We start from the raw sequence: 26,803 nt of genomic DNA, 5'->3' as shown, positions 1-26,803 counted from the left end.
CATCACGGAAAATCCGTTCAGCCAGGAAGTACAGAAGTATTTGAAGAGCGGCATGGCGCAGGTAGAGGAGATGAAAGCGCTGCGCATCTCGGGTAGCCGAAACGTGCTGATCGAGCTGACCACTACCGCGCGGGTGAAACCTAACTTTCTCGGCTTGCTTACCGCGGGCGGTGGCGGTGGTTTTAACGCAGGCATGCTGTGGTTCAACATCTTATCGCTCAAGACGGCCTACAGCAGCCTGCAGAAGAGCAATGCACCGGAATATACCTTGGGCTTTGCTTCATCGATATTCGGGGTGATCGGTGCAGCGGCAGCGACAACGGTCAGCGTTCGGGCAACGCAGAAGGCGGTGATGCTGCGATTAAGCTCGACAGCACCTGGGATGGCGTTTGGTAACGGCGTTATCAGGTTCCTAAGCAGTAACTTGTTTGCGCGTTTAGCCGGATATCCTGCAATAGCATTCACTCTATTTTCAGATTTTTTCAAGGCAGGGCGCCAGAGAGCGAACGGCAATCAAACAGCTGCTGATTACACTTTAGCTGGCGGTTTAAGCATGGCCATTGGTTCCGTTGTAATTCTTGAAGCAGGTCTTGCAGTTGCAGGCGCTACAACGCTAGTACCCTTTGCCGGATGGGCCGCAGCGGCCCTTGTCCTCGTAGGCGTAGCCATCATTGGAGTAGGCCTGTACCTACACGCCAAGGCACATGAGCACCTTCATAGCCCAATTGAGTTGTGGGCAGCACGCAGTATCTTCGGCAATCGTAATAATGATGGAGAGGAGCGTCCCGGCATAACTTTGGATTATGAAAAGAAACTGCCCTCTTTCCACTCGCTACAAGCCGAAATCAAAGCTTGGCACAATCAGCACTACGGCCCAAAACTTCTATCTACCGAGCAGGCCCTGTCACTCGGCGTATCTCATGTCGACACCCGGTGGCATCAGAATGATTACTGGTCTCCGCCCAACTGGGCCGCTATCACACATAACGAAGTTTCCACACCTCAACCAACCGCTGAGTTCACAGTGCTGCTACCTGGCTTTGTGCTTGGGGTAAGCGAATGGTCAGGACGCTTAAATGCCCTCCGTGATGACCATGGAAGGGACCTGCTTCCAATTACCCCGACCGGCCACATCGTAGGTGCTGGCTTGGTTCTGCACTTCGAAAACACGCTAGCTAACCAAAAATATGTCTCACTGCATCTAACTTACAGCACCAATCAAGGCCTGGACGAGAACAATGAGATCCTGTCAACTTTTCATCTGGAGCGCTGAGCATGGCGACCATCTGGCTATTCAATCCAACCACAGACTCCGGGCACAAACCTGCTATTGGCGGACAGCTATTAAACTTATCAAGTAAAACTTTAACCCTGCGAAACCCCTGGGTAACAGACTCTGTATTTATGGGAAAGATTTACTGCGCAATGATTGTCGCGTCGATTATCTTCTTCTACCCATACCTACTATCCAGCGAAGCATGGGACCCATACACCTTTAGCTATACCTTTATCATCCTCACAGTAATTGGACCTTTCATCTTCCTCCCGTTTTTAGCCTATCGAATATATTTCATAAAACGCTTATCAAGCTTATGCTTCAACCGATCAACTCAGAAAATTTACTATCAGCGGTTGAGTAAACTATTTGTCTTTGAGTGGAGCAACACGGGCGGAGGCCTTTTCAAACGCACCGAAAACGGCGGCTCATCGTTCAGCACCAGCTACGCCCTCGCCTTCGCCCCTCGCCGGGCAGATGGCAGCCTCCACCAAAAAGACTGCCTATGGGTCGACAGCAACGAACCCACGGAGCCTGGCGTCAGACACGTCGCCGAAGTCTGGGAATACCTCCGCCATTTCATGGCTCACGGCCCGGACAAACTCCCCCCGCCTGGCGAGCCCAACTGGTGGCACAAGCCGCTGCACGCCATCTGCCTGACCCCAGCCGAAGCCTGGCGCCACTACGCTCCTTGGCGAACCGGTGAGCCCGGTGAAATGCAGGGCAAAAAGAACTGGCAATTGCCGTTCTGGGCCGTGCTGTTCCCCTATAACCTCACCGTCGCCATCTGCTGGTACGGCATCTGCCGCCTGTTCAACGTCCGAGCGGCGCCACCGCCCCCAGAAGCGTTCGAGGAAGCTCCAGCACCTTCAACCCAAAAAAGGCGCGTATGAGCGACGCTTGAGGGCGGCGGTTATCAGGCAAACTTGGCCCGCGCCGCGTGCAGCTTCTTGTAGCTCTCGATCAAGCGCAAGTGGCGATCAAGCCCTTCGAGCTTCATGCTCGTCGGGGTCAGGCCATGGAAGCGCACGCTGCCGTCCACCGAACCCAGCACCGCGTCCATGCGCGCGTTGCCGAACATGCGGCGGAAGTTGGCTTCGTAGTCCTCCATCTCCAGTTCGTCATCCAACTGCACTTCCAGCACCACGTTCAGCGCCTGGTAGAACAGGCCGCGCTCGACGGTGTTGTCGTTGAACTGCAGGAACGCCTCGACCAGTTCCTTGGCATCCTCGAAGCGCTGTACCGCCAGGCAGATCAGCAGTTTCAGCTCAAGGATGGTCAGTTGGCCCCACACGGTGTTCTCGTCGAACTCCACGCCGATCAGCGTGGTGATGGTGGTGTAGTCATCCACATCGCAGTTGTCCAGGCGCTTGAGCAGCAGCTTCAGTGAGCGGCTGTCGAGGCTGTGCAAGTTGAGGATGTCGGCACGGAACGACAAGGCACGGTTGGTGTTGTCCCAGATCAGGTCCTCGACCGGGTAGATTTCCGAGTAGCCCGGCACCAGAATGCGACAAGCAGTGGCGCCCAGATTGTCGTACACCGCCATGTACACTTCCTTGCCCAGCGCCTCTAGGATGCCGAACAGCGTCGCGGCCTCCTGTTGGTTGGAGTTCTCGCCGTGGCCGGAGAAGTCCCACTCGACGAACTCGAAGTCGGCCTTGGCGCTGAAGAAGCGCCATGACACCACGCCGCTGGAGTCGATGAAGTGCTCGACGAAGTTGTTCGGCTCGGTCAGCGCGTGGCTTTCGAAGGTCGGTTGCGGCAGGTCGTTCAGGCCTTCGAAGCTGCGGCCCTGCAGCAGCTCGGTGAGGCTACGCTCCAGCGCCACTTCCAGGCTTGGGTGTGCGCCGAACGAGGCAAACACACCGCCCGTGCGCGGGTTCATCAGCGTCACGCACATGACCGGGAACTCGCCACCCAACGACGCATCCTTGACCAGTACCGGGAAGCCCTGCTCTTCCAGCCCCTGAATGCCGGCGACGATCGCCGGGTACTTGGCCAGCACCTCCTGCGGCACGTCCGGCAGGCACAGCTCGCCTTCCAGGATTTCGCGCTTGACGGCGCGCTCGAAGATTTCCGACAGGCACTGCACCTGCGCCTCGGCCAGGGTGTTGCCGGCGCTCATGCCATTGCTGAGGAACAGGTTTTCGATCAGGTTGGACGGGAAGTACACCACTTGCTGGTCGGACTGACGCACGAACGGCAGCGAGCAAATGCCCCGCGCTTTGTTGCCCGAGTTGGTGTCGTACAGGTGCGAACCACGCAATTCGCCGTCAGGGTTGTAGACCTCCAGACAATGCTCGTCGAGGATCTCGGCCGGCAACGCATCGCGCGGGCCCGGTTTGAACCACTGCTCGTTGGGGTAATGCACGAACGGCGCATTGGCCAGGTCTTCGCCCCAGAACTGGTCGTTATAGAAGAAGTTGCAGTTAAGGCGCTCGATGAACTCACCCAGTGCCGAGGCCAGCGCGGCTTCCTTGGTGGCACCCTTGCCGTTGGTGAAGCACATCGGCGACTGCGCGTCGCGCACGTGCAGCGACCAGACGTTGGGCACGATATTGCGCCACGAGGCGATTTCGATCTTCATCCCCAGCCCGGCGAGAATGCCTGACATGTTGGCGATGGTCTGCTCCAGCGGCAGGTCCTTGCCGGGGATGTAGGTGCTGGTGTCCGACACCGGCATCAGCAAGCCCTGGGCGTCAGCATCGAGGTTATCGACCACTTCGATCACGAACTCGGGGCCGGTCTGCACCACCTTCTTGACAGTGCAGCGGTCGATGGAGCGCAGGATGCCCTGGCGGTCCTTCTCGGAAATATCCTCGGGCAACTCGACCTGGATCTTGAAGATCTGGTTGTAGCGGTTTTCCGGGTCGACGATGTTGTTCTGCGACAGGCGAATGTTTTCGGTGGGGATGTCGCGGGTCTGGCAGTACAGTTTGACGAAGTAAGCCGCGCACAAGGCCGAAGACGCCAGGAAATAGTCGAACGGGCCTGGGGCCGAACCGTCGCCTTTGTAGCGGATCGGTTGATCGGCGATCACCGTGAAGTCGTCGAACTTGGCTTCGAGACGGAGATTGTCGAGAAAATTGACCTTGATTTCCATGCGGATTTACCGTGATTTAAGCGTGCAAAACGAAATTGGCCGGCATTATCCGGGTTTTCACAACGGAAGTCCTGTTTACCTGCCCCACCCCTTCACGCCCTTGCGCATTCCACCGGATTGCTTGCCTGATCCTCTGAACCTCGCCCCGACACCAGACCAGCGGTCATCCCCCTGTGCTAGCGTTTCTTCTCTGGGGAACAACGTATTCCCGCACTGAAAAAAACAACGCGACAGCAACCGATGACTGGCAGGTGAACCATGGAACTACGCATCAACCAGAAGACCTATCAGGTCGAGGCGGACGCCGACACGCCCTTGCTGTGGGTGATCCGCGATGACCTGGGGCTGACCGGCACCAAATACGGCTGCGGCCTGGCCCAGTGCGGCGCCTGTTCGGTGCTGGTGGATGGCAACGTGGTGCGCGCCTGCGTCACCCCGGTGGCAGGTGTGGTCGGCCGCGAGGTCACCACCATCGAGGCGATCGAGGCCGATGCCGTCGGCAAACGCGTGGTCGCCGCCTGGGTCGAGCACCAGGTGGCCCAATGCGGCTACTGCCAGTCTGGCCAGGTGATGGCAGCCACTGCGCTGCTAAAGCACACGCCCAAGCCTAGCGATGCGCAGATCGATGCAGCCATGGTCAACCTGTGCCGCTGCGGCACCTACAACGCCATCCATGCCGCCGTGCATGATCTGGCCCAAGGGGAGCAGGCCTGATGAACACGCCCGTCGATACCCTCGCCGAACTGCACAGGTTGCAACTGGGCGAAACGGTCAACCTGTCGCGTCGGCGCTTTCTGGCCAGCACCGCAGTCGGTGCCCTGGTACTGGGCTTCGGCCTGCCCATGGGCTCGGCTCGCGTGCAAGCTGCAGCGGCGGCAACTGCTGAGCGCGGCACCCAGGTGCCGGCGTTTCTGGAAATTCGCCCAGACGGCACGGTACGCCTGCTCAGCCCCTTCATGGAAGGTGGGCAAGGCCCGTTTACCGCCATGGCACAGATCGTCGGTGAAGAACTTGACGTCGACCCGGCTCATTTCGTGGTCGACAGCGCACCACCGGGCGAAGCCTACGTGGTGATGGAAAACGGCATGCGCATTACCGGCGGCAGCATGTCGGTACGCATGAGCTATCCGACCATGCGCCGCCTGGGCGCCCTCGCCCGAGCCATGCTGCTGCAGGCGGGCGCCGAACAGCTGGGCGTGCCGGTCGATGAGCTTTCAACCACGCCGGGTAACGTGGTACATACCACGACTGGCCGCTCCATACCCTACGGAGAACTGGCGGGGCGCGCCATGGACCTGCCCGTGCCCGACCCGGCCAGCGTCAAATTGCGCGACCCCAGCCAGTTTCGCTGGATCGGCAAGCCCGTACGCCGCCTGGATGCTTATGACAAATCCACTGGCAAGGCCCAGTACTGCATCGACATCAAGGTCGACGGCATGCTCCACGCCGCCGTGCAGCATGCGCCACGCTTGGGCATGACCGTGGGCAGCTTGCGCAACGAAGACCAGGTCAAGGCCATGAAAGGCGTGCATTCGGTGCATCAGCTGCCGGGCGCCGTGGCCGTGGTCGCAGAACGCTGGTGGCACGCCAAGCGTGCGGTGGAGGCGCTTCAAGTGGACTGGAAAGAGCCAACCGCCGACAGCAAGGTTCGGCCGATGCCGGCCGACTTTTCCAGCGACGCCTGGCGCGAACACCTCGCCACGGTCGAGGGCCCGGCCCGTGATGAAGAAAATGAAGGTGATGTGGCCAGCGCCCTGAGCAATGCCAAGACCAAGGTCGAGGCCAGCTATCACAATCAATACCTCAACCATGCCCAGCTCGAGCCGCCGTCCGCCCTCGCCCGCTTCAACCCGGACGGCACCCTGGACGTCTGGCTGCCCAACCAGGCCCCGGACATGTTCCGTGATGACATTGCCAAGCGCACCGGCCTGGAGCCTGCACAGATCAACCTGCACTCGCCGCTACTGGGCGGGTTCTTTGGCCGGCATTTCCTGTACGACTCGGCCAACCCTTACCCGCAGGCCATTGCGTTGGCCAAAGCCGTTGGCCGGCCGGTAAAGCTTATCTGGAGCCGCGAAGAAGAGTTCCTGCGTGATGTACTGCGCCCGGTTGCCGTGGTGAAGTTCCGCGCCGGGCTGGATGCCGACGGCATGCCAGTGGCCCTCGAAGCGATAAGCGCCACCGAAGGCCCAACCGAGGCCATCGCAGGCAAACAGGGGGACAAGATCGACCCGACCGCGCTTGAGGGGCTGTCGGGCAAGGCCTACGCCATCGCCAACAAGCGCATCGCCCAGATCTACGTCAAAGGCCCAGCCATGCTCGGCTACTGGCGCTCTGTGGGCAATTCGCTGAACGACTTCTTCTACGAGTCATTCCTCGACGAGCTGGCTGACAAAGGCGGCAAAGACCCGTTCGAACTGCGCCTTCACCTGCTGCGCGACAACCCACGCCTGACCCACCTGCTGAACGCGGTCGCCGACTTGTCCGGTGGCTGGAAGCGTGGGCCGTTCACCGCCGAAGACGGTAGCAAGCGCGCACGCGGTGTGGCCATGGCCTCACCGTTCGGCTCGGAGGCTGCGGTCATTGCCGAGGTGTCCATCGACAACGGCCAGGTCAAGGTGCACGACATCTGGCAGGCCATCGACCCAGGCAGCATCGTCAACCCGGCGATCATCGAGCACCAGGTCAACGGCGCCGTCGCCCTTGGCCTGTCGCAGACGCTGGTGGAAGAAGCGGTGTACGTGGACGGCAAGCCGCGCGCGCGCAATTACGACCTGTACCCGATCCTGCCGCCTGCGCGCATGGCCCGGGTGCATGTGCGCATCGTCGAAAGCGGGGCGAAGATGGGCGGCATTGGCGAACCACCGTTGCCGGCCGTGGCCCCGGCGGTGGCCAACGCGGTCGCGCAGCTCACCGGCCAGCGCGTACGCAGCTTGCCATTGAGCCGCCATACCTTCAGCTGATCGCACAAGGGACGCCCCATGACCCATCGTTTCGCAAGAACCGCTGGCTGGCTGGCGCTGCCGTGCCTGGTCGCGGCAGGCCTGCTGGCCTGGTATGTCACCCGTGAGCCTGCTTCGCCGTTCGCCGAAGCCCAGGCCCAGGCGCAGGCGCAGGCCACCGAAGCCGACCCGGCGCTGATCAGCCGCGGCGAGTACGTGGCCCGGCTTAGCGACTGCGTGGCCTGCCACAGCCTGCCAGACGGCAAACCGTTTGCCGGCGGGCTGGAGATGGCCACCCCACTGGGGGCAATCCACGCCACCAACATCACTCCCGATCGCGACAAGGGTATCGGCAACTACAGCCTGGCCGACTTCGACCGCGCCGTGCGCCAAGGTGTCGCGCCCGGTGGTCGACGGCTGTACCCGGCGATGCCCTACCCGTCCTATGCCAAGCTCACTGATGACGATGTAAAGGCGCTGTACGCCTTTTTCATGCACAGCGTGCAACCGGTGCAGCAGACCAACCTGGCCAGCGACATCCCCTGGCCACTGAACCTGCGCTGGCCAATCGCCTTGTGGAACGGGCTGTTCGCTGCCACAACGCCTTACGCCGACAAGGCCGGGCAAGATGCGCAATGGAACCGTGGCGCCTACATCGTCCAGGGGCCTGGCCACTGCGGCAGTTGCCATACACCGCGCGGCCTGGCGCTCAACGAGAAGGCACTGGATGACAGTGGCAAGCCGTTCCTGGCTGGCGCCTTGCTCGACGGCTGGTACGCACCTAGCCTGCGCGCCGACCACAACACCGGGCTGGGGCGCTGGAGCGAGGCTGAGATTGCGCAGTTTCTGAAGACCGGGCGCAACCGGCATGCCGTGGTATTTGGTTCGATGACCGAGGCGTTCAACAACTCCACGCAATTCATGCATGACGATGACCTGGCCGCCATCGCCCACTACCTGAAGGCCCTGCCCGGTGACCCACAGCGTGACGGCGCGCCGTGGCAATACCGGGCCGAATCGGCAGCTGCGCAGCTCGACAGCCCTGGGGCGCATGCCTATGTGACCCGCTGCGCCTCCTGCCACGGCCTGGACGGCAAAGGCCAGGCCGAATGGATGCCGCCGTTGGCCGGGGCAACCTCGGCACTGGCCAGGGAGGATGCCTCGGCCATCAATATCACCCTCAACGGTTCGCAGCGGGTGGTGGCTGCCGGGGTGCCGGATGCCTATCGCATGCCGGCTTTTCGCGAACAGATGAGTGATCAGGAGATTGCCGAAGTGCTGAGCTTCGTGCGTACGGCATGGGGTAACCAGGGTGGCGCGGTGAACGCGCAAGCAGTGGGCAAGCTGCGAGGGCATACCGACCCGGCCAGTAGCAGCCCGATCATCTTGCATATGCGCTGAATCGGACAATTTTTGAACACCTAGGTTAATGGAGCCCCAATGGAAAGCATCGACCTGCTGGTCCTGCGCACTACCCGTGACTGGCTTGCAGCCGGCCACCGCGCCCTGCTCGCCACGGTCGCCCGCACCTGGGGCTCATCCCCGCGCCCGGTCGGCTCGATGATGGCCCTGCGCAGTGACGGTCGAGTGGTCGGCAGTGTTTCCGGGGGCTGCATCGAGGACGACCTCATCCATCGCTACACCCGTGCATACGAAGGCCCCGGCATGCCCGCCAGCCAGCCCCAGGTCGTGCGCTATGGCGTCAGTGCCGACGAGGCCCACCGCTTCGGCCTGCCCTGTGGAGGTACCCTCGAACTGGTGCTGGAGTTCACCCCTTCGCTGGAGCACCTTGAACAACTGCTGGCCTGCCTCGACCGCGCAAGCCTGGTACGCCGTGACCTGAACCTGCGAAGCGGCGAAGCCAGCCTCTGCGCCACGGGCTTGCCTGAACTGTTCAGCTTCGATGGCCAGCGCATGCTCAGCACCCTCGGCCCAGGCTACCGCCTGCTGCTGATCGGTGCCGGCGCACTGGCCGAGTACCTCGCCACCATGGCCCTGTTCAACGGTTTCAGCGTTTCGCTGTGCGACCCGCGCCCGGAGTACACGGCAGGCTGGAATGTTGCCGGGGTCAACTTGCTGCCTGGCATGCCAGACGACGTGGTCCGCGCCTTCGCCGCTGACGTTCGCAGCGCCATCGTCGCCGTCAGCCACGACCCAAAACTGGATGATCTGGCCCTGCTCGAAGCGTTGCACAGCCCGGCGTTCTACATTGGCGCCATCGGTTCGCGGCGCAACAGCCAATTACGCCGTGAACGGCTGATCGAGCACTTCGGTGAGAGCGAAGCTTCGCTGCGGCGCTTGCACGGCCCGATTGGCATCTACATCGGCAGCAAGACCCCAGCGGAAATTGCAGTCAGCGTCATGGCCGAGATCCTCGCGGCGAAGAACAACGTAAGTTTGCCTGGGGCAGTCAACGTCACCCAAGCCAAGGAAGCAGAACGATTGGCACGGTCCCTGTAGAAGCGCGCACCTGCGCGTTACTGCCACCGCTCCAGGTTCTGCTTCAGCAAATGATCGGGCAGCGCTCCGGCAACTATCTTCGCCATTTCCCGCGCCAGCGCCTCACGCAACTGCGGCAGGTTACAGGGCGAATCATGCGAAATCGCCAGGTACAACCCTTCGCTGGACACTGGCGGCTGCAACACCTGCACAGTGGCTGCGATGCCCAAGGTACGCGCCAGCGCCATACCAGGGTACTGCTCGTACACCACGTAATCGCTGCGCTTGTGCATCAGCTTCTCGAACGCCTGCCGGGCGCTGGGCACCGCTTCAAGGGTTAGGTTGGCCCGGGCGTATTCATCGAACTGCTGGCCATGGCTGTTGTTGACCAGAGTGCCGCCCTTATGGCCCTTGAGGTCGGCCCATTGTCGGTAGGCAAAGGCATTGTCCTGGCGCACCCAGACCACGCTGGGGGTATGCAGGAATGGCGGGGCAATGAAGTCCATCTGCAGCCGGCGTGCTTCGGTCAGGAAATACCCGGCCAGCAAATCGATCCGACCGGTGCGCACCTCTTCCTGGGCTCGCGACCACGGCCCGCCGTAAACCACTTCGATATCCAGCCCCAACTGCTTGCCCAAGTACTTGAGCAGGTCAGCATTGGCACCGATCAATTGCTGGGGGTTTTGCGGGTCGCGCCACAAGTACGGCGGGTATTCAGGATTGCCGGTCGCGGTGAGCCGTCGGCATGCATCATCCGCTACCGCAGCCAGGGGCAGCGGCAACAGGCACAACAGTAGCAAGGCGCGGCGAAAGCAACGCTCGATCATCTACGACCCTCGGCACATGTACATCCGGCGACCCGACATGGTGGCCAAAGGCTGCCACCTACTGTGGTCGGCTGCAGCAATCATCTGTGCGTCTTCTAGGCAGTCTGGACCATCAGCGGCCAATAGACGGGCCTTTCATCGGCCAGCAGAAAAACCGCCGGAGGATAGACAATGAGGGCCCGCACAGTTGACTGGAATCCGGCCTTTTCAGGCCCCCTGCCGCCGCATTGCCAGGATCGCCGCGCCAAAACCGATAAAGGTGGTGCCCACCACCCGGCTCACCCAGCGCGACAGCGAAGGTCGGGTCAACACACCCTTGGCCCGCGCAGCCAGGGCGGCATACAAGCTCAGTGAAGTAAGCGACAAGGCCACGAAAATGCCTGTCAAGGTCAGGAACTGCGGTAATAACGCCGCGCCCTGGTCGATGAACTGCGGGAACAGCGCGGTGAAGAACATGGTCGCCTTGGGGTTGGTCACCGCCGTCAGAAAGGCCGACTTGAACAGTTTCAGCGGCGTAGGCCTTGCCTTGGCTGCACCCTCTGCGGCGCCCTGCTCCAGCATCGGGCTTTTTTTCAACAACTGCCGCACCCCCAGGTAAAACAGGTAGCCTGCCCCCAGGATTTTCACGGCATTGAACAGCACTTCAGAACTGGCCAGCAATGCGCCCAACCCCAACATGGCCGCGGCCGACAGACAGAACAGGCCCGTGCCATTGCCCAGCGACGACCAGATCGCGCTGCGCTGGCCATGGGCCAGACTGTTGTTGATGGCCATCAAGGTGGCAGGGCCAGGGCTGGCGATCGCGATGGCGGCGACCAGGGTAAACGCAAACAGCGAGTGAGAATCCATTTCAGGCTCGACAAACAATCAGGAAAGGTTGCGTGAATGGCACGCAGGCTCAGTCGGCATTCTGCCGCTTGGCCGCCTTCTTGGCGATAGCCTTCATTCGCGTCGCCGCCCGCTGCACAGTGGCCATCTTCTCGGGGCGCTTCATGCCCCGCCACTTGCGGATTTCGTCACGGGTGCGGCCGCAGCTCACGCACAGCTCGCTGTTCAGCTGGCATAAAGAGACGCAAGGGTTGTCGATGTCTTTGGCCATGCCACCACTCAGCCGGGCATTTCCGCCCGAGCACGTTCGGCGGCGCTGTGAAACACCTGGCGTACTTCTTCGGCCTTGGCCTTGCTGACCGACCTGGCAGCCAGCAGCTCATCGACCACACGAATGCACTGGCCCAGGGCGGTGTCCAGTTGTTCAAGGTCGGAGGCGTCAGCGATATCACCCAGATAAGGAGCGATGAGGTACACGTAACGGTCCTGCAGCTTGAGCGCTGCCAGCGCGTCGAGGGCTTTCTGGAACCGATCGGCAGCGGCAGGGCTCATGCTCAATTTATCGAAATGAATCAGGCTCACACGGTCAGTGGCCATTATGACGAATCTCCGTTTCCTGGTACGGCCAGGGCCGCAAGCAGCAGCGCTTCTACGGTGCTCGTATGTGCGGGCCCGGGTAATGCCCATCAGGTTACCAGAAGCCGAGGCAGAAAGGGCCACTGCCCCCAGAACTAAAAGTATTTGCCAAGTCGCGTAATGGACGCCCCAGGGCGCTATGGGGACAGGCGTCGCCTTTTCCGGCGCAGGATAATCGCGCCAGCACTCCACCCCGCCGAAGCCTTCATCGCGCTCGGTAGCCCATACAACAACAAGCCTGCATACGCAGGTAAACCACAAAGGGGCCTCATCATTCATGGCAAAGGAACACATCACCGAAACACTCGATCTTGGCGTGACAGACCCCTCGAAAACCGCAGAAGCCCGCCAGGACCGACATTTCGAGGGCAAACTCGACTGGATCGTCTTTGGCTTCACCAGCCTCCTGGCCATCGCATTCGTGCTCTGGGGCTTCCTCAACCAGGCCAGCCTGGCCAGCAGCGCCTCCAGCGCGCAATCCTGGGTCATTCTCAATTTTGGCTGGTTCTTCGTGCTCACTTCCACCCTGTTCGTGGTGTTCGTGCTGTGGCTGGCCGCCAGCCGCTACGGCAGAATTCCGTTGGGCCGTGATGGCGAACAGCCGGAGTTCCGCACGGTGTCCTGGGTAGCAATGATGTTCAGCGCAGGCATGGGGATCGGCCTGATGTTCTTCGGCGTGGCCGAGCCACTGTCGCACTACGTATCGCCGCCGCCCGGTTCGGCCAGCGGGCAGACCAGCGAAGCGATGCAGGTGGCGATGGCCACCACCCTGTTCCACTGGACCCTGCACCCCTGGGCCATGTACGCCATCGTCGGCCTGGTGATCGCCTACGGCACCTTCCGCCGTGGCCGCTCGCAGTTGATTTCCGCAGCCTTCCGGCCGCTGATCGGCAAGCACGCCAACGGCCCACTCGGCCGCCTGATCGACATGATGGCGATTTTCGCCACGCTGTTCGGCTCGGCCGCCTCGCTGGGCCTGGGTGCGCTGCAGATTGCCGGCGGCCTGGAATACAACGGCTGGATCGAAAGCCCCGGCAAGCTGTTCTACATCTCGATCATCACCCTGCTGACCATTGCCTTCGTCACCTCGGCGGTGTCGGGCATCGGCAAGGGTATCCAGTGGCTTTCCAACACCAACATGGTGCTGGCGCTGGTGCTGGCGGTGTTCGTGTTCATGGTCGGGCCAACCCTGTTGATGCTCAACCTGCTGCCGACATCGCTCGGCATCTACATCAAGATGCTCCCGGAAATGATGGCCCGCACCAACGCCAGTGGCGGCGAGCAGATGAACAACTGGCTGGCCGGCTGGACCGTGTTCTACTGGGCCTGGTGGATTTCCTGGACGCCATTCGTGGGCATGTTCATCGCCCGCATCAGCCGCGGCCGCACCATCCGCCAGTTCGTTACAGGGGTGCTGCTGGTGCCGAGCCTGGTCAGCCTGGTGTGGTTCACCATCTTCGGCGGCGCCGCCATCGATGCCGTGCGCGAGGGTGCCCTCCAATTGGCCAACGGTGCGGTCAACAGCAACCACGCGTTGTACCAACTGCTGGACAGCTACCCGCTGGCCTCGGCGACTTCGGTGCTGGTGATGATCCTGGTAGGCATTTTCTTCGTCTCGGGAGCCGATGCAGCCTCGCTGGTGATGGGCACGCTATCGGAACACGGCACCACCGCGCCATCACGGCGCACGGTAATTTTCTGGGGCGCGCTGACCGGGACGGTGGCGGCGATCATGCTGGCGATTGGCGACCCGCGTGACCCCGGCGAGGCACTGACCGGGCTGCAGAACCTGACCATCGTCGTCGCCTTGCCGTTCGTGATGGTGATGGTACTGCTGTGCCTGGCGCTTTACCGCGACCTGCGCAAGGACCCGATGATGCTGCGTCACCTGCGCGGCAACGAACTGATCGAAAAAGCCGTGCTGTATGGTGCGGTAAAGCATGGTGAGGAATTTTACATTGTGGTGCAGGAAAAGAAGGCTTCGACAAAGCCGGTAACGGCAGCGAACGAAGTTTCCCAAACCTGACCCTGCAAGGCTGGGCGGTCCCCTGTCGAAACGGCCTTGTGTCACCTAAAGGGGCTGCGAGGCGGGGACTTAAGCAGAACCTGCCTCAACCCTTCAATGCCGCCTCTATCTTGGCCACATCGATCTTGCCCATCTGCATCATGGCCTCGAACGCCCGCTTGGCCGCCGCACGGTCGGGGTGGCCGATGGCTTCGATGAGGACACGTGGGGTAATCTGCCACGAAATCCCCCATTTGTCCTTGCACCAACCACACACGCTGGCCTCGCCACCGTTGCCGACAATGGCATCCCACAAACGGTCGGTCTCGGCTTGGTCCGCGGTGCTGACCTGGAACGAAAACGCCTCGCAGTGCTTGAAGGTCGAACCACCGTTGAGCCCGACGCAAGGAATGCCCATTACCGTGAACTCCACGGTAATCACATCGCCCTGCTTGCCTGAAGGGTAATCGCCGGGTGCCTGGTGCACCGCGACCACCTGGCTATCGGGGAAGGTTCGGGCATAGAAGTTCGCCGCTTCTTCGGCATCGTGGTCATACCACAGGCAGACGGTATTCTTGGCAGTCATGGTCCTGGCTCCCTGAAAGGGTGTGAACCCATGAGTCTAGCTGCAACTTAATAGCCCGAAAAAAAAGCGCTCCATGCGGAGCGCCAAAATATTCACCCAAACCAAAGGAGCAACAAGGCTGCCAAGGTGAATTCACAGGATCGAAAGCGGGTATTCCACGATCAGCCGTACTTCGTCCAGGTCCGACTCGAAGGCCGTGGCCCGGGTGGTGGCCTGGCGCACGCGCAATGACAGGTCCTTGGCTGCGCCGGTCTGCACCACGTACTTGACCTCGATGTCACGTTCCCAGCGCTTCTGGTCGGTCAGTGGGTTGCCGTCGCCGTCGCGGCGCATGTAGGTGGCGTTGGCATTGGAGTAGTCGGCGTCTGTGCCCTTGCCGTAGCGCGTCATGAACGACAGGCCAGGCACGCCATAGGCGGCCATGTTCAGGTCGTAACGCAGCATCCACGAGCGCTCCTTGGGCGAGTTGAAGTCGCTGTACTGGATAGAGTTGTCGAGGAAGATCGAGTCGGACTGGCGCAGGTAGTCGAAGTCATCGTCGCCGTTGTTGCGCTGGTGAGTCAGCGCCAGGGTGTGAGCGCCAAGGCGCACGCCGACCTTGGCGCTCCAGATGTCATTGTCGAAGGCACCCAGGCGCCGCTGCCCTTCATCAACCGCCTTGTAATAGTTGAAACCGCCAAGCAGGGCCAGCTCATCGCTCAACGGCCAGCTCAGGCTGGTGCCGGCGTAGTACTGGTTCCACACATCCTTGAGCCGGCTGCTGAACAGGCTGACGCTGACATGGTCATTGAGCGTGTAGTCACCACCGCCATAGGCAATCCACGGCGAATCGACCGGGCCGCCGTAGAAGGTCACGAAGTTTTCCCGCAGGTCGCTGGACATTGGCTGGCTCATGGCGTGCAAACGCCCGGCCTGCAAGGTCAGGTCCTTGATGCTGGTGTTCTCCAGGGTCACGCCACGGAAGCTTTCCGGCAGTAGCCGCGAGTCGCCTGCCGCCACCACCGGGTTGGCCGGGAACACATCGCCTACCTTCAGGACCGTGTCGAACAGGCGCACCTTGGCCGCGCCACCTATCTTGGTGTATTCGTCACGGGCCTGGCCATCACGGTCAACGGGCATTACATCGAAAGAGCTACGCCCGCCGTTGCGACCGCCGCCGGTGTCGAGCTTGAGGCCAAGCATGGCGAACGCATCCAGGCCAACACCGACAGTACCCTGGGTGAAGCCCGACTCGAAGCGGGTAATCACAGCGTGAGCCCAGGCTTCGGAGTAGCCATTGTCAGGCTGCTTGTTGGGGTTGTGCGTGGGGGCGGCGGAATCGCGGTTGTCGCGGTTGAAGTAGAAATTGCGGTTGAGCACGCTGAGGGTACTGCCCTCGACAAAGCCTTCAGCGCTTTCTTCTGCGGCCATGGCCTGGTTGCCAACGCTGGCCAGTGCCAGGCAAGCCGCCAGTTTCAGGGGTGATCTGCAGGTCATCCGATGCTCCTTGAACGTCGCATTTGTTGTTATGTCGGCGGGCCGAGATTGACGGCCGGCAGATAACGCCAAGGTGATCGGCGCATTACAATTGCGTCATCGACAAGGCAATGCCCTGGGTCGGGCCTTGCAACATCCTGCAGACATTTCCGACGTCAGGTAGTGAACCTGCTTACAAAAAAACGGTCTTTGGCTGACGGTCAACTCACCGACCGGTTCATCGGCCCAGTCACCGGGCCTACTTTTGTCCTGTTTCAGCGAAGACCCAACATGCCCGATTCCCGCCCAATTGCTTCCGTCCTCCCTGCCCTGCGCGGCGGCCTGATTGCCGCCCTGGTGACCCTTGCCGCACCGGTGCACGCCGAAGAGCCTGCCAGCGATGCACGCTGGGTCAGCGACAGCCTGAGCACCTACGTGCGCAGCGGCCCGACGGATGGCCACCGCATCGTCGGAACGCTCAAGTCCGGGCAAAAACTCACCCTGATCGGCAGCCAGGGCAACTACAGCCAGGTGCGCGGGCAGAACGGCGATGTGGTGTGGATTCTCAGCAACGACCTGCAGGCGGTTCCTGGACAGAACGAACGCCTGCCGATGCTCGATGCCCAGGTCGTGGAACTGACCGGGCAGCTGAAGACCATCGACGACAGCTGGAAAAACCGCGTGCAGGGCATGCAGGAAACGCTCGATTCGCGCAAACAGCTGATCGACGAACTGGAGGCGCGCAACAAGGCGCTGAACGAGCAGCTGGACCAAAGCCAGTCGGAGCTGCGCGATACCCAGGCGCGCCTGGGGGATGAGAACAAGCAGGTGATGATGCGCTACATGGTGTATGGCGGCAGCATTGCTGGTGCGGGTTTGCTGGCGGGGTTGATCCTGCCGGCGCTGACCCGGGGACGCAAGAAGAACGATCGCTGGTTCTGACGGCGGGGCCATCCTGCACGGGCCTCTTCGCGGGTTTACCCGCGAAGAGGCCCGTACGAGCTTATTTGCTACGAGCCTTGTTATAGATGGTCTTGGCTTGGTCCGCAGAGGCCTGACATTGAGCCATGTCACCCTTGCTCTGAGCATCTTTGGCATTTTGCAGATGAACTTTGAAGTCATGGGCCATGCCGCCATGCATCGCCTGACCACTGGCTTTATGGAAATCCTCCAGTTCCTTGATCTTGGCCGCACAGTTGCTTGCTGGGTCTGCGTGTGCGGCAAAAGCGAGGACGGAGGTAATCACCAGCAAGGGTATGCATTTCATGGATTTCATGGATTTCATGGAGCGTTCTCCTGGAAAACCGTAAGGTTCGTCGAGGCCTATTCGGCTCGGCGCAGCCAAAAGCATAGTCGGCCCATGCCTGCACCGCACCACGTCAGCTCAGCGGTTGCCCGGCCTCGGCGAACAGGAAATCGATGAACACCCGCACCCGCAATGGCATGTGCCGTGCCTGCGGGTAGATCAACATGAAGGGCCGAGAGGTGCCGCCAAACGCCGTCAGCACCTCGACCAGTTCGCCGCTGACCAATGCGTCTTGCACAGTAAAGCGATAAGCCTGCATCAGCCCGCCGCCGTGGCGCACCAGCGTGGCCGTGGCTAGAAAGTCGCCCAGGCAGGTGAGCGCCCCCTGCGTTTCCACTTCCACCTGACGACCATCCTGGCGAAAGGTCCACGGCGGGCGGCGGCCACTGCTGGGCATTTCAAACTGGATGCACTCGTGGTGCTGCAAGTCCTGTGGCACCTGCGGCATGCCGGCACCGGCCAGGTAGCCCGGGGTGGCCACCACCACCAGCTCGGCATCCTCAAGCCGACGCGCCACCAGCCGTGAGTCGGCCGGTTCGCGGCCACGAATGGCCAGGTCGAAGGGTTCCTCGGCAAAATCGACGTTGCGGTTGCTGACATGCACGTCCACCCGCACCTGCGGGTAGCGCTGGCGAAAGCGCGGCAGCAGCGGCAGTAACCGATGATGGGCATAGGGCGTGGGCGCACTGATGCGCAGTAAGCCACTGGGCTCGACCTGCCCACCCGTTACCTGGCGTTCGGCTTCGACCAGTTGCCCTAGCGCCTGTCGGCATTGCAGGTAATAGGCATGGCCCGCTGCGGACAGGCGCATTTGCCGCGTGGTACGGACAAACAACCGTACCCCCAGGCGCTCCTCCAGACGCGCCACGTTGCGGCTGACCGCCGCCGGCGTGACGCCGGCCAGTGCGGCTGCGGCAGTGAAGCTGCCACTGTCGGCGGCCAGGCAGAACAGCTCAAGGCTACCCAGTTGCAAGTCATCGAAATGGCGGGGCATGGCGGCTCAATTAATTACATGGTGTATCGATTGAAATGCCTCGCGCCTTATTTTTCAAGCATCGGTAGCCAATTACAGTGAGTCCACATCGAGCCGATGGCTCAATTCACTGGAGACCAAGCACATGAACAAGCCACGTACCGTCATCATCACTGGGGCCTCCAGCGGCCTGGGTTTTGCCCTGGCCGAGGCCTTCCTGGAACGCGGCGACAACGTCGTCGGCAATGCCCGCAGCGAGGCACGCCTGGAGCAGGCCGCCGCTCGCCTCGGCAACGCTTCGCGGTTTATTGGCGTAGCGGGTGACATCGCCGAACCGGCCACGGCGCAACGCTTGTTCGCCAAGGCCGCTCACACCTTTGGCGGTGTGGACATCCTGATCAACAACGCCGGCATTTTCATTGCCAAACGGTTTGCCGAATACACTGCAATGGATGTGGACGCGTTGGTCGGCACCAACCTCAAAGGCTTTTTCTACCCAGCCCAGGAAGCAGCGCGGATCATGACCCAGCAAGGGCATGGGCAGATCATCGCCATCACGGCCTCCATCGCCCTGCAGCCGGATACCCGCGTACCAGCCCTGCTGCCGGTGTTGGTAAAAGGCGGCCTGAACCAGGCGGTCAAAGGCCTGGCGCTGGAACTGGCGGCCAGCGGCGTGCAGGTGAATGCCGTGGCGCCGGGGATCATCGAGACCCCCCTGCATGGCGACAATGTTCAGGGGATGGGCGCACTGTCGCCAAGCGGCCGCACCGGTTCGCCCCAGGACGTGGTGGACGCGGTGTTGTACCTGGCCGATTCACGCTTCGTCAGCGGCGTCATCCTGCCGGTGGATGGCGGCAGTACCGCCGGCACATGGCATTGACCCGAGGAGCAAGCAACCATGCCTTATGTCCATATTCGCGTAACCGATGAAGGGGTGAGCGCTGAGCACAAGCGCCAGTTGATCGAACAGACGACCCGTATGTTGCAGGAGGTGCTGGGGAAGCCGCCTGCCAGTACCTTTGTGGTGATCGAGGAGGTGCCAACCGATAACTGGGGTGTCGGTGGCGAGACCGTGACCGCAGTCCGGGCGCGAGAGCGGCGTTGAGGCCTGGGGCCGCCGAGCGGCCCCTATTGCCGTAACCGCTCCAACGCTTGCAGCACATACCCCGTGGCCCGCTCTGCCTGCCCCGCCCGGCAAGCAATGCCCAACTGCCGCCACAACCCCGGCCGCAATGGCCGGCGAGCAATACGCCGGTCCAGCTCGGCCGCCTCCCCCTCCTGCGGCAACAGCGTCGCCCCGTAGCCGGCGCCGACCAGGCTCTTGATCGCATCGTTGTAGTTCAGCTCGATGCGCGGCGTGGGGTACAACCCCGCTGTCGCGAACCATTCCCCGGTCACCCGTGACAGCTGGGTAGTGCTGTCGTTGAGAATCAATGCCCGCTGCGCCAGCCAGCCCGGCGTGACCCTGGCCGGTGGCTGCCAGTCGGCCGGCACATAGGCAAGAATCGGGTCGCGCCGCCAGGGGGTGACCATCAGCCCTTTGCCGGCCACCTGCGGCAAGGCCACCAGGCCGATATCCAGCGTGCCTTCACGCAGGCGCGTGAGCGAGGCCTGTGAGGTCAGCACCTGTACCTGCACGTCGATCCCGGGGTGCTCCATGCGCAGCCGCGCCAAGGCTTGTGGCAGCAAATGGGCGATGGCGCCGGTAGAAGCGCCCAGGCGCACCCGCCCAGTCAACCCCTCGACCTGCCGGCGTACTTCGTCCAGCGCCAGGTCGGCGTCCGCCAACAGGCGGCGGGCACGTAGCAGCAGTGTTTCGCCGATGGCCGTGGGCCGCACCTGACCACGGGTGCGGGTAAGCAACGGGGCCCCCACTCGCGCCTCCAGTTCAGCCACGTGCAGGCTGATGGTGGGCGGCGCCAGGTTGAGCTGGCGGGCGGCCTCGGCAAATGAACCCAGGTCGGTGATGACCACCAACGTGCGGAGGCGGTCGAGGCTGATTTCGCGCATGGTCGGATCAATTCAGAAAAAATGAACATGTCGATCATCATATTCAAATTTTCATTAGCAAAGCCACAGGCGAGCATAGGCCATCCTTCCCCAACCGGACCCCGACCATGCACACCCCTGTTGTCTTCATCGATGGCGACCAAGGCACCACCGGCCTGCAAATTCATGCCCGCCTGCAGGGCCGTGGCGACCTGCGCCTGCTGACCCTGCCCGAGGCCGAGCGCAAAGACCCGCAACGCCGCCGCGAGGCGATCAACAGCGCCGACATCGCGCTGCTGTGCCTGCCCGACGATGCTGCACGTGAGGCCGTGGCAGTAATCAGCAACCCACACGTGCGGGTGATCGACGCCAGCTCCGCGCACCGCATCACGCCAGGCTGGGTGTATGGCCTGCCGGAACTTGACGAGCAACAAGCCGAGCGTATCGCGAACAGCAAGCGGGTCAGCAACCCAGGTTGCTACCCCACGGGTGCCATCGCCTTGCTACGGCCGCTGGTCAAGGCTGGCCTGTTGCCTGCAGATTACCCACTGAACATCCATGCCATCTCCGGCTACTCCGGCGGCGGGCGCACTGCGGTGGAGCGGCATGAACAACCCGGCGCGGGCAAAGCCCCGGCCTTGCAGTTGTATGGCCTGGAACTGGCGCACAAGCACGTGCCGGAAATCCAGCAGCATGCCGGGCTGTCGGCGCGGCCGATGTTCATGCCCGGTTACGGCGCCTACCGCCAAGGTATCGTGCTGAGCATTCCACTGCAGCTGCGCCTGCTGCCTGGGCAGGTCAACGCCGAACAGTTGCAGGCCTGCCTGGAGCAGCATTACCAGGGTGCCCGCCACGTCCAGATGATGCCCTTGCACCAGCACGGCGCTGCGGCAAACCTCGACCCCGAGGCATTGAACGACAGCAACAACCTGCGCCTGGCGCTGTACGCCAACCCCGAGCATGGCCAGGTCCTGCTCACCGCCGTGTTCGACAACCTGGGTAAAGGCGCCTCGGGTGCTGCGGTGCAAAACCTCGACCTGATGCTCGGTGCATTACAGGCACAAGGCTGATACGGCAAAACCGGTTAGACTGTACAACCCGCGCCAACACAGCGCGGGCTGTAATCTCACCCGCCGGAGCCTGCCCCCCGATGTTCATCCTGAGCCGCCTCGACAGCGTGCCGCCCGAATCTTTCCAGAACCAGATCCGCGAGCTGGTAATCCACAATGTCGGCGAACTGAGCAGTGTCGCCATCACTGCCGACAACCCGCTGTACCCGCTATACCAGTACGGCGTCGGCATGGAAGTGCACCAGTACCTGCAAGCACTGGACGGCAACCGTGGCCTGGCCGTTGCGCTCACCCTGGCGCTGGATGCCGAAGCACCGGACCAGTTGCTGGGCTTTGCCCTGTCTCTGCCAGCCGAGGACGACCAGCAGGCCTGTGCACTGGCATTCCTGGCCGTGCGCGCCAGCCACCGCCGCCAGGGCATCGCCCGCGCCTTGCTGGACGACTTGCGAGCTCGCCATGCCTGTGTAGAACTCAATGCCTTCGCCAGCCAGGTGCCGTGGTTCGAGGCAATGGGTATGCAGGCGGTGGCCGCCAATGGTCCGCAAGTGCTGATGAGTAGCACCGGGCAAGCCAGCGGCGCATTGATAGGGCGATTGGACATTGCGCCGATTTATCAGACGGCTGAAGTGCTGCAGATTCATACCTACCTGCTTAACCAGCAGGGTGAGGATGCGATGATCGAAGCGGAGCAGATGCGCGATGAGCGGCTGGATGAATTGGCCGCTCAAGCCCAGGAATGTGTGCGGCAGCGCAAAACCGTGCATTGAGCGTAGGGCTTCATCGCGGGCATGCCCGCGAGAAGCCCCATTGCCCCGTCAACCGTGTACCCAGCGTCGATGCAGCCCACGCGCCAGGGCATCCAGCACAAACCCCAGCACGCCAATCAGCAGCACCATCGCCATCAGCTCGGAGTACGCCAGCCGGTCGCGGGTATCGAGAATGAAATACCCAAGCCCCGCACTCACGCCCAGCATTTCGCACGGTACCAGCACGATCCACAGAATACCGATGGCCAGACGCACCCCGGTCAGCACATGGCCGATCACCCCCGGCACGATCACCTTGCACAAGGTCTCCCAACGCGTGGCGCTCAAGCTGCGGCTCAGTTGCAGCCAGCGTGGGTCCAGTTGCCGTACCCCTGCCGCGGTGTTCAGCAAGATCGGCCACAACGCGGCAAACGCCAGCAGGAAGTAGATCGGCTGGTCACCCACGCCCATCAGCATCACCACCACCGGCATCCACGACAATGGCGAGATCATGCGCAAAAACTGGAACGCCGGCGTGGTCGCCGCCTCCAGGTGCCGGTAGCTGCCAACCAGCAAGCCCAACGGTACCCCTATCAGCAGCGCCAGCAGCAGCCCGACCAGGATACGCTTGAGGCTGACCCAGATATGCCCGTAGACCTCGCCCTGCCCCAACAGCTCGACCAGACTGGCCAAGGTAGCCGCCGGTGAAAAGCGCGCCGACAGGCCGTCGGCCTGGCCGAACATGGCAACACCGGCCCACCACAACAGCAACAAGGCCAACAACCCGGCCAGCCCAAGGCCGGCATGTACGACATGGGTGCGCATCAGACCGCGAACTCCTCGCTACGCTCGAAGTTGTCGGCAATGCCGAACACCGACGGGCCGCCGACTGCAGCGATGGCATTGCGCACGAAGCGATCGTCGACCAGATCGCGGGCGGTCTGCGCCGGGTCCAGCCCGGCCAGGAAGCCGTTGTCGCCTTCGATCAGGGTGGTTTTCAGGCGCTTGACCAGCTCTTCGGTGTAGCTCGGGAACGGGTATGGCTGGAAGTCGATGCGTTTTTCGTCCCACTGCTGATGGCGAATGGCGCCACTGGCAATATAGCCTGCACGGTCCTCGGCGGCAGGCGCCAGAACCTTGGCCAACACCGCAGGCTCGTGCGGGGTGTACTTGTTGGGGCCGGCCTTGGACAGCAAGGCCGCGGCCTCGGCGCGGTGGTCGCGGGTCCAGTGCTGGGCCTTGACGATGGCGTTGACCACCTTCTGCGACCACTCTGGACGGTTGTTCAGGTCATGTTCGTGCATGAACACCACGCAGCAGGCGTGATTGCGCCACACATCGCCGGTAAAGCGCTGCACGCGGCCAACCTTGAGGTTTTCGGCCAGGGCATTGAACGGCTCGGCAACGATGTAGCCGGCGATGCGCTTGCTGGCCAGCGCCGGTGGCATGTCGGACGGCGGCAGCACCAGCAGGTTGACTTCGTTGGCAGCTAGCTGCGCATTGGCCGGCTTCGACACCGGCGACAGACCATTGTCGTTGAGCATCTGCTGCAGTACCACGTTGTGGATCGAATACCAGAACGGAATCGCCACGGTCTTGCCACCGAGCTGTTTCATGTCGGTGATATCGGGTGCCACCGTCAGCCCCGAACCGCCCACATGGTTCCAGGCCACCACTTTGGCCGGCACTTTGCTGCCATAGCGCGCCCATACGGTCATCGGCGACAACAGGTGGATGACGTTGACCTGGCCCGAGATGAACGCCTCGATCACCTGCGCCCAACTGCGCAGCAGCACCGGGCGCTCGGCCTTGATGCCTTCGGCCTCGAACAGCCCGTTGTTATGCGCCACCAGCAGTGGCGTGGCGTCGGTGATCGGCAGATAGCCGATGCGCACCGGTGCGTCCGGCTCGGCGGCGGCGCGGGCCTGCAAGCTCGACAGCAACGGCAGCGCACCGGCGGCGGTAAGCATGGCTCCGAGTTTGAGAAAATCACGACGCGATGATGTGGAACAGCAGTCATCCATGCACATGGACAGCCTCCGAGGGCAACGGGGTTGAGGTAGGTTCGACTGTGCGGCTTGCCCGCCGAAGGGTTTTGAGAATTTCGATGCGCAAGGCGCCCAGTTCTTCGATCCGCTGCGCGCGCGGTTGCGCCAGGTCGATGTGCCATTGGCCGAGGATGTGCGCTGGGTGGTTGCCCAGTAGCAGAACCCGGTCGGACAGCAGCAGGGCTTCGTCGATATCGTGGGTAATCAGCACCGCCGCCGTGTTGTGGGTAGCAATCAGTTGCAGCAGCAGTTGCTGCATATCGGCCCGGGTCACTTCGTCCAGCGCGCCGAACGGCTCGTCGAGCAGCAGTACTTCAGGCTGGCGGGCCAGACAGCGGGCCAGCGCGGTACGCTGGGCCATGCCGCCAGACAGCTGCGCCGGGTACTGGCCACGGGCATGCTCAAGGCCGACAGCGGCAATCGCATGATCGATGCGTGCACGCCGCTCGGCAGCAGCCAGTTTGGGCTGACGGGCGAAGTCCAGGCCAAAGGCAACGTTCTTCTCCAGGCTAAGCCACGGCAGCAGGCTCGGGTCCTGAAAAGCCACCGCCAGGCGCGGGTGCGGCCCCTGCAGCGGCTGACCGTGCAGGCTCACGCGACCGCCACGGGGCTGCTGCAAGCCTGCCAGCACCCGCAGCAGGCTCGACTTGCCGACGCCGCTGGGGCCAAGGATGCTCACGACTTCGCCCGGCGCCAGCTGCAGGTCGAACTGCGCCAGCACTTCCTGCCAGCCACCTTCGCGTGGGTAGCCCAGGCTGATGTCACGGGCCTCGAGCAACACTGCGCTCATGCGGCGCCCGCCTGGCGTTGCAGTTCGGCGCGCAGTTGCACCAAGCTGGGGGTGACGATCGGCACGAAGGCCGACTCACGCCAGCGACGGGCAAAGCCTTCGCCATACTCGCTGAGATAAGCCTTGCCACCACTGGCCTGCAACTCCAACTGCACGGCGTCGGCGGCACATTCAGCCAAGGTGATGCGCAGCTTGAACAAGGCCGCTGGGTGTTGCTGGAAGCGGCCTTCGAGCAGGCCCTGCTTGAGCTCGCTGACGGTATTTTCCAGGCGCTCGCTGAGCACCTGACGGGCTTCGTCGAGGAACGAGGTGCGCCCATGCAAGTGCGCCTGAACCTCTTCCAACGCCCGTCGTGCCAGGCCGATGGCCATGCCGCACTGCAGCGCCAGGAACGCCGGGCGTACCCGTGGCAAGAATTCGCGGGCATTTTCATGCAGCAGCCAATCACGCGCCAGCGGCACCTGGTGAAACGCCAGTGCTGCCGTGTTGCTCGACTGCAGCCCCATCAGCTGCAGGTCGTCAGAGCGCTCCAGGCCCTGGGCATTGGAAGGAATCGCCAGTACGAACGGCGCGCCACCGGCTTCATCTTCGATGGCCGCCGCCACCACGAAGCCGCTCTTACGCAGGTTGGTCACCCAATGCAGGCGCCCTTCCAGCTGCCAGCCATCGGCTGCCGGGCGGCCACGCACCTGCAGCGCTTCGATGCCGGACAGAAACTTCATGGCGTTGGACAGCCCGGTGGCACCGGCCAGTTCGCCCGTCAACAAGCCCGGCAGCAGGCGCTCGCGCAGGGCGTGGTTGGGGCTGTGCAACAGGTATTCGATGAAGGCGCGCTGGCCCCAGCAGACGAACGCCGCCGCCAACGATCGGCTGGCAATAGCGGCGATTGCCTCGACAGCGTCGGTCACCCGCCCGCCCGTGCCACCCTGCGCCGGGTCGACACCTATGCGCAGCAACTGCGACTCGGCAATCTGCGCCAGCACCTGTTGCGGTTCGCACAGGCCCCGGTCGATGGCCTCGGCATTGGCATCCAGCCATTGTCGAAATGCACAATCTTGCATGGTCTTGCTCCTTTTGGAACGCCGGGGCCGCTTGGCGGCCCATTCGCGGCACAAGGCCGCTCCTACAGCGACCGCGTCTGGGTCGCTATCACACGTGGGCTATGCAGTTGGCTGCCAGCGGTACTTGCCAAGCTCGTCGTTGAGCGGGGTCTGGGCGAAAACATTAGCAAAGTTGCACAGGGTTGCGAGACTTACGCCAAGAATCACTTCCAGGGCGTTGCCTTCACTGAAGCCAGCTTCACGGAAGGCCTGGTAGGTGGCTTCGCCGACGTTGCCGCGGGTAGCGATCACTTCACGGGCGAAGGCAGCCAGGGTTTCGTATCGGGCATCGGGCAGTTCACCACGGGCACGCAGGGCATCCACTACCTCCTGCGGCAGCTTGGCCTTGTTCAGCGCCACAGCCGTATGGCCAGCCACGCAGAAATCACAACCATGCACAGTGGCGGCAATCAACTGCACCACTTCGCGCTCGGCCAGGCTCAAGTCGGATTTACCATTGAGTGCCGAGACGGTCACGTAGGTTTCCAGCGCCGCCGGGGCGTTGGCCAGCACGCCGAGCAGGTTGGGGATGAAGCCAGAATTCTTCTGGGCGTTTTCGAGAAATGGACGCGCCGCTTCCGGGGCGCTCTGCAGGGTGTGTAAAGTAATGCGCGAGGACATGGAGTGGTCTCCTTTGATGGGGGTCACTACAGTCTGTTGGTTATAAGAATTACCCTCCATATT

Annotated in this window: 26 protein-coding genes and 1 pseudogene; 12 read left to right on the top strand and 15 right to left on the bottom strand. The window is 62.4% G+C overall.

Annotated elements, in window-relative coordinates:
- Window positions 1-1,273, top strand: a pseudogene (locus DM807_RS01065) (T6SS effector BTH_I2691 family protein); the annotation flags it as partial.
- A 2-nt stretch (window positions 1,274-1,275) separates the two neighbouring features.
- Complete coding sequence (locus DM807_RS01060) at window positions 1,276-2,169, top strand: DUF6708 domain-containing protein (protein WP_069943331.1); 894 nt, start codon at window positions 1,276-1,278, stop codon at window positions 2,167-2,169.
- A gap of 23 nt (window positions 2,170-2,192) precedes the next feature.
- On the opposite strand, the gene DM807_RS01055 is transcribed toward DM807_RS01060, so the two are convergent.
- Window positions 2,193-4,379, bottom strand: a complete 2,187-nt coding sequence (locus tag DM807_RS01055; RefSeq protein WP_060515307.1) for an OsmC domain/YcaO domain-containing protein — start codon at window positions 4,377-4,379, stop codon at window positions 2,193-2,195.
- A 258-nt stretch (window positions 4,380-4,637) separates the two neighbouring features.
- On the opposite strand from DM807_RS01055, the gene DM807_RS01050 reads away from it, so the two are divergent.
- Genes DM807_RS01050 through DM807_RS01035 form a run of 4 tightly spaced genes read left to right on the top strand, consistent with a single transcriptional unit; the run spans window position 4,638 to window position 9,781 of the window.
- A complete protein-coding gene (locus DM807_RS01050) occupies window positions 4,638-5,093 on the top strand; it encodes a (2Fe-2S)-binding protein (protein WP_012271943.1) in 456 nt (151 codons plus the stop codon).
- Window positions 5,093-7,342, top strand: a complete 2,250-nt coding sequence (locus DM807_RS01045; RefSeq protein WP_179026964.1) for a xanthine dehydrogenase family protein molybdopterin-binding subunit — start codon at window positions 5,093-5,095, stop codon at window positions 7,340-7,342. Before DM807_RS01050 ends, DM807_RS01045 begins: the two co-directional genes overlap by 1 nt.
- An 18-nt stretch (window positions 7,343-7,360) precedes the next feature.
- On the top strand, window positions 7,361-8,722 hold the full coding sequence (locus DM807_RS01040; protein WP_179026963.1) for a c-type cytochrome: 1,362 nt from the start codon (window positions 7,361-7,363) through the stop codon (window positions 8,720-8,722).
- A 39-nt stretch (window positions 8,723-8,761) separates the two neighbouring features.
- Entirely contained in the window at window positions 8,762-9,781 is a 1,020-nt protein-coding gene (locus DM807_RS01035) for an XdhC family protein (protein ID WP_012271940.1), read from the top strand.
- 17 nt (window positions 9,782-9,798) lie between these two features.
- On the opposite strand, the gene DM807_RS01030 is transcribed toward DM807_RS01035, so the two are convergent.
- The 4 genes from DM807_RS01030 to DM807_RS01015 all read right to left on the bottom strand — a co-directional run bounded on the left by DM807_RS01030 (window position 9,799) and on the right by DM807_RS01015 (window position 12,012).
- The gene (locus tag DM807_RS01030; protein WP_060515310.1) at window positions 9,799-10,587 is read right to left on the bottom strand and encodes a substrate-binding periplasmic protein; all 789 of its coding nucleotides are present in this window, start codon (window positions 10,585-10,587) and stop codon (window positions 9,799-9,801) included.
- Window positions 10,588-10,794: 207 nt separating this feature from the next.
- Complete coding sequence (locus tag DM807_RS01025) at window positions 10,795-11,436, bottom strand: LysE family translocator (protein ID WP_012271938.1); 642 nt, start codon at window positions 11,434-11,436, stop codon at window positions 10,795-10,797.
- 49 nt (window positions 11,437-11,485) lie between these two features.
- A complete protein-coding gene (locus DM807_RS01020; protein ID WP_012271937.1) occupies window positions 11,486-11,686 on the bottom strand; it encodes a DUF1289 domain-containing protein in 201 nt (66 codons plus the stop codon).
- Between the two features lie 8 nt (window positions 11,687-11,694).
- Window positions 11,695-12,012 (bottom strand): hypothetical protein, encoded by a 318-nt coding sequence (locus DM807_RS01015; RefSeq protein ID WP_012271936.1) that lies wholly within the window; start codon window positions 12,010-12,012, stop codon window positions 11,695-11,697.
- 316 nt (window positions 12,013-12,328) lie between these two features.
- Here DM807_RS01015 and DM807_RS01010 point away from each other — a divergent pair, with 316 nt between their 5' ends.
- On the top strand, window positions 12,329-14,077 hold the full coding sequence (locus DM807_RS01010) for a BCCT family transporter (protein ID WP_179026962.1): 1,749 nt from the start codon (window positions 12,329-12,331) through the stop codon (window positions 14,075-14,077).
- 85 nt (window positions 14,078-14,162) lie between these two features.
- Here DM807_RS01010 and DM807_RS01005 read toward each other — a convergent pair whose 3' ends face one another.
- Both DM807_RS01005 and DM807_RS01000 read right to left on the bottom strand, forming a co-directional pair.
- The gene (locus tag DM807_RS01005) at window positions 14,163-14,642 is read right to left on the bottom strand and encodes a VOC family protein (RefSeq protein ID WP_060515312.1); all 480 of its coding nucleotides are present in this window, start codon (window positions 14,640-14,642) and stop codon (window positions 14,163-14,165) included.
- Between the two features lie 132 nt (window positions 14,643-14,774).
- Window positions 14,775-16,118: an OprD family porin gene (locus tag DM807_RS01000; protein ID WP_179026961.1), complete on the bottom strand. Its 1,344-nt coding sequence runs from the start codon at window positions 16,116-16,118 to the stop codon at window positions 14,775-14,777.
- 270 nt (window positions 16,119-16,388) lie between these two features.
- On the opposite strand from DM807_RS01000, the gene DM807_RS00995 reads away from it, so the two are divergent.
- Complete coding sequence (locus tag DM807_RS00995) at window positions 16,389-17,039, top strand: TIGR04211 family SH3 domain-containing protein (protein ID WP_012271932.1); 651 nt, start codon at window positions 16,389-16,391, stop codon at window positions 17,037-17,039.
- Between the two features lie 61 nt (window positions 17,040-17,100).
- On the opposite strand, the gene DM807_RS00990 is transcribed toward DM807_RS00995, so the two are convergent.
- Window positions 17,101-17,373: a hypothetical protein gene (locus DM807_RS00990; RefSeq protein ID WP_012271931.1), complete on the bottom strand. Its 273-nt coding sequence runs from the start codon at window positions 17,371-17,373 to the stop codon at window positions 17,101-17,103.
- A gap of 103 nt (window positions 17,374-17,476) precedes the next feature.
- Window positions 17,477-18,397 carry a LysR family transcriptional regulator gene (locus DM807_RS00985; protein ID WP_179026960.1) on the bottom strand — a complete coding sequence of 307 codons (921 nt, stop codon included), beginning with the start codon at window positions 18,395-18,397 and terminating at the stop codon, window positions 17,477-17,479.
- Between the two features lie 124 nt (window positions 18,398-18,521).
- Between DM807_RS00985 and DM807_RS00980 the strand changes: the two genes are divergently transcribed.
- Both DM807_RS00980 and DM807_RS00975 read left to right on the top strand, forming a co-directional pair.
- A complete protein-coding gene (locus DM807_RS00980; protein ID WP_060494376.1) occupies window positions 18,522-19,256 on the top strand; it encodes an SDR family NAD(P)-dependent oxidoreductase in 735 nt (244 codons plus the stop codon).
- Between the two features lie 18 nt (window positions 19,257-19,274).
- Complete coding sequence (locus DM807_RS00975) at window positions 19,275-19,481, top strand: tautomerase family protein (protein WP_012271928.1); 207 nt, start codon at window positions 19,275-19,277, stop codon at window positions 19,479-19,481.
- Window positions 19,482-19,504: 23 nt separating this feature from the next.
- Here the strand turns inward: DM807_RS00975 and DM807_RS00970 are convergent, their stop codons facing one another.
- Window positions 19,505-20,386 (bottom strand): LysR family transcriptional regulator, encoded by an 882-nt coding sequence (locus DM807_RS00970; protein WP_012271927.1) that lies wholly within the window; start codon window positions 20,384-20,386, stop codon window positions 19,505-19,507.
- A 107-nt stretch (window positions 20,387-20,493) separates the two neighbouring features.
- Here DM807_RS00970 and argC point away from each other — a divergent pair, with 107 nt between their 5' ends.
- On the top strand, window positions 20,494-21,435 hold the full coding sequence (gene argC / locus DM807_RS00965) for an N-acetyl-gamma-glutamyl-phosphate reductase (RefSeq protein ID WP_179026959.1): 942 nt from the start codon (window positions 20,494-20,496) through the stop codon (window positions 21,433-21,435).
- A gap of 80 nt (window positions 21,436-21,515) precedes the next feature.
- Window positions 21,516-22,202 carry a GNAT family N-acetyltransferase gene (locus tag DM807_RS00960; RefSeq protein ID WP_179026958.1) on the top strand — a complete coding sequence of 229 codons (687 nt, stop codon included), beginning with the start codon at window positions 21,516-21,518 and terminating at the stop codon, window positions 22,200-22,202.
- A gap of 48 nt (window positions 22,203-22,250) precedes the next feature.
- Here DM807_RS00960 and DM807_RS00955 read toward each other — a convergent pair whose 3' ends face one another.
- The 5 genes from DM807_RS00955 to DM807_RS00935 form a co-directional block, all read right to left on the bottom strand.
- Window positions 22,251-23,006, bottom strand: a complete 756-nt coding sequence (locus tag DM807_RS00955; RefSeq protein ID WP_060493298.1) for an ABC transporter permease — start codon at window positions 23,004-23,006, stop codon at window positions 22,251-22,253.
- The gene (locus DM807_RS00950; protein ID WP_012271923.1) at window positions 23,006-24,211 is read right to left on the bottom strand and encodes an ABC transporter substrate-binding protein; all 1,206 of its coding nucleotides are present in this window, start codon (window positions 24,209-24,211) and stop codon (window positions 23,006-23,008) included. The genes DM807_RS00955 and DM807_RS00950 overlap by 1 nt, the downstream gene beginning before the upstream one ends.
- Complete coding sequence (locus DM807_RS00945; RefSeq protein WP_012271922.1) at window positions 24,198-25,019, bottom strand: ABC transporter ATP-binding protein; 822 nt, start codon at window positions 25,017-25,019, stop codon at window positions 24,198-24,200. Before DM807_RS00945 ends, DM807_RS00950 begins: the two co-directional genes overlap by 14 nt.
- Entirely contained in the window at window positions 25,016-26,080 is a 1,065-nt protein-coding gene (locus tag DM807_RS00940; protein WP_179026957.1) for an acyl-CoA dehydrogenase family protein, read from the bottom strand. The genes DM807_RS00945 and DM807_RS00940 overlap by 4 nt, the downstream gene beginning before the upstream one ends.
- Window positions 26,081-26,179: 99 nt before the next feature.
- Window positions 26,180-26,740 (bottom strand): carboxymuconolactone decarboxylase family protein, encoded by a 561-nt coding sequence (locus DM807_RS00935; protein ID WP_041166474.1) that lies wholly within the window; start codon window positions 26,738-26,740, stop codon window positions 26,180-26,182.
- Window positions 26,741-26,803 lie beyond the last annotated feature (63 nt).

The sequence above is a fragment of the Pseudomonas hunanensis genome (genome assembly GCF_013393325.1).
GTDB classification, from domain to species: domain Bacteria; phylum Pseudomonadota; class Gammaproteobacteria; order Pseudomonadales; family Pseudomonadaceae; genus Aquipseudomonas; species Aquipseudomonas putida_P.
The sequence above is the reverse complement of the archived record's forward strand: the minus strand, read 5'-3'. Positions and strand labels throughout refer to the sequence as shown.

Coding starts and splice junctions, on each gene's coding strand:
- DM807_RS01060 (WP_069943331.1), top strand. CDS start 1,276: ATGGCGACCATCTGGCTATTCAATCCAACCACAGACTCCGGGCACAAA.
- DM807_RS01055 (WP_060515307.1), bottom strand. CDS start 4,379: ATGGAAATCAAGGTCAATTTTCTCGACAATCTCCGTCTCGAAGCCAAG.
- DM807_RS01050 (WP_012271943.1), top strand. CDS start 4,638: ATGGAACTACGCATCAACCAGAAGACCTATCAGGTCGAGGCGGACGCC.
- DM807_RS01045 (WP_179026964.1), top strand. CDS start 5,093: ATGAACACGCCCGTCGATACCCTCGCCGAACTGCACAGGTTGCAACTG.
- DM807_RS01040 (WP_179026963.1), top strand. CDS start 7,361: ATGACCCATCGTTTCGCAAGAACCGCTGGCTGGCTGGCGCTGCCGTGC.
- DM807_RS01035 (WP_012271940.1), top strand. CDS start 8,762: ATGGAAAGCATCGACCTGCTGGTCCTGCGCACTACCCGTGACTGGCTT.
- DM807_RS01030 (WP_060515310.1), bottom strand. CDS start 10,587: ATGATCGAGCGTTGCTTTCGCCGCGCCTTGCTACTGTTGTGCCTGTTG.
- DM807_RS01025 (WP_012271938.1), bottom strand. CDS start 11,436: ATGGATTCTCACTCGCTGTTTGCGTTTACCCTGGTCGCCGCCATCGCG.
- DM807_RS01020 (WP_012271937.1), bottom strand. CDS start 11,686: ATGGCCAAAGACATCGACAACCCTTGCGTCTCTTTATGCCAGCTGAAC.
- DM807_RS01015 (WP_012271936.1), bottom strand. CDS start 12,012: ATGGCCACTGACCGTGTGAGCCTGATTCATTTCGATAAATTGAGCATG.
- DM807_RS01010 (WP_179026962.1), top strand. CDS start 12,329: ATGGCAAAGGAACACATCACCGAAACACTCGATCTTGGCGTGACAGAC.
- DM807_RS01005 (WP_060515312.1), bottom strand. CDS start 14,642: ATGACTGCCAAGAATACCGTCTGCCTGTGGTATGACCACGATGCCGAA.
- DM807_RS01000 (WP_179026961.1), bottom strand. CDS start 16,118: ATGACCTGCAGATCACCCCTGAAACTGGCGGCTTGCCTGGCACTGGCC.
- DM807_RS00995 (WP_012271932.1), top strand. CDS start 16,389: ATGCCCGATTCCCGCCCAATTGCTTCCGTCCTCCCTGCCCTGCGCGGC.
- DM807_RS00990 (WP_012271931.1), bottom strand. CDS start 17,373: ATGAAATCCATGAAATGCATACCCTTGCTGGTGATTACCTCCGTCCTC.
- DM807_RS00985 (WP_179026960.1), bottom strand. CDS start 18,397: ATGCCCCGCCATTTCGATGACTTGCAACTGGGTAGCCTTGAGCTGTTC.
- DM807_RS00980 (WP_060494376.1), top strand. CDS start 18,522: ATGAACAAGCCACGTACCGTCATCATCACTGGGGCCTCCAGCGGCCTG.
- DM807_RS00975 (WP_012271928.1), top strand. CDS start 19,275: ATGCCTTATGTCCATATTCGCGTAACCGATGAAGGGGTGAGCGCTGAG.
- DM807_RS00970 (WP_012271927.1), bottom strand. CDS start 20,386: ATGCGCGAAATCAGCCTCGACCGCCTCCGCACGTTGGTGGTCATCACC.
- argC (WP_179026959.1), top strand. CDS start 20,494: ATGCACACCCCTGTTGTCTTCATCGATGGCGACCAAGGCACCACCGGC.
- DM807_RS00960 (WP_179026958.1), top strand. CDS start 21,516: ATGTTCATCCTGAGCCGCCTCGACAGCGTGCCGCCCGAATCTTTCCAG.
- DM807_RS00955 (WP_060493298.1), bottom strand. CDS start 23,006: ATGCGCACCCATGTCGTACATGCCGGCCTTGGGCTGGCCGGGTTGTTG.
- DM807_RS00950 (WP_012271923.1), bottom strand. CDS start 24,211: ATGTGCATGGATGACTGCTGTTCCACATCATCGCGTCGTGATTTTCTC.
- DM807_RS00945 (WP_012271922.1), bottom strand. CDS start 25,019: ATGAGCGCAGTGTTGCTCGAGGCCCGTGACATCAGCCTGGGCTACCCA.
- DM807_RS00940 (WP_179026957.1), bottom strand. CDS start 26,080: ATGCAAGATTGTGCATTTCGACAATGGCTGGATGCCAATGCCGAGGCC.
- DM807_RS00935 (WP_041166474.1), bottom strand. CDS start 26,740: ATGTCCTCGCGCATTACTTTACACACCCTGCAGAGCGCCCCGGAAGCG.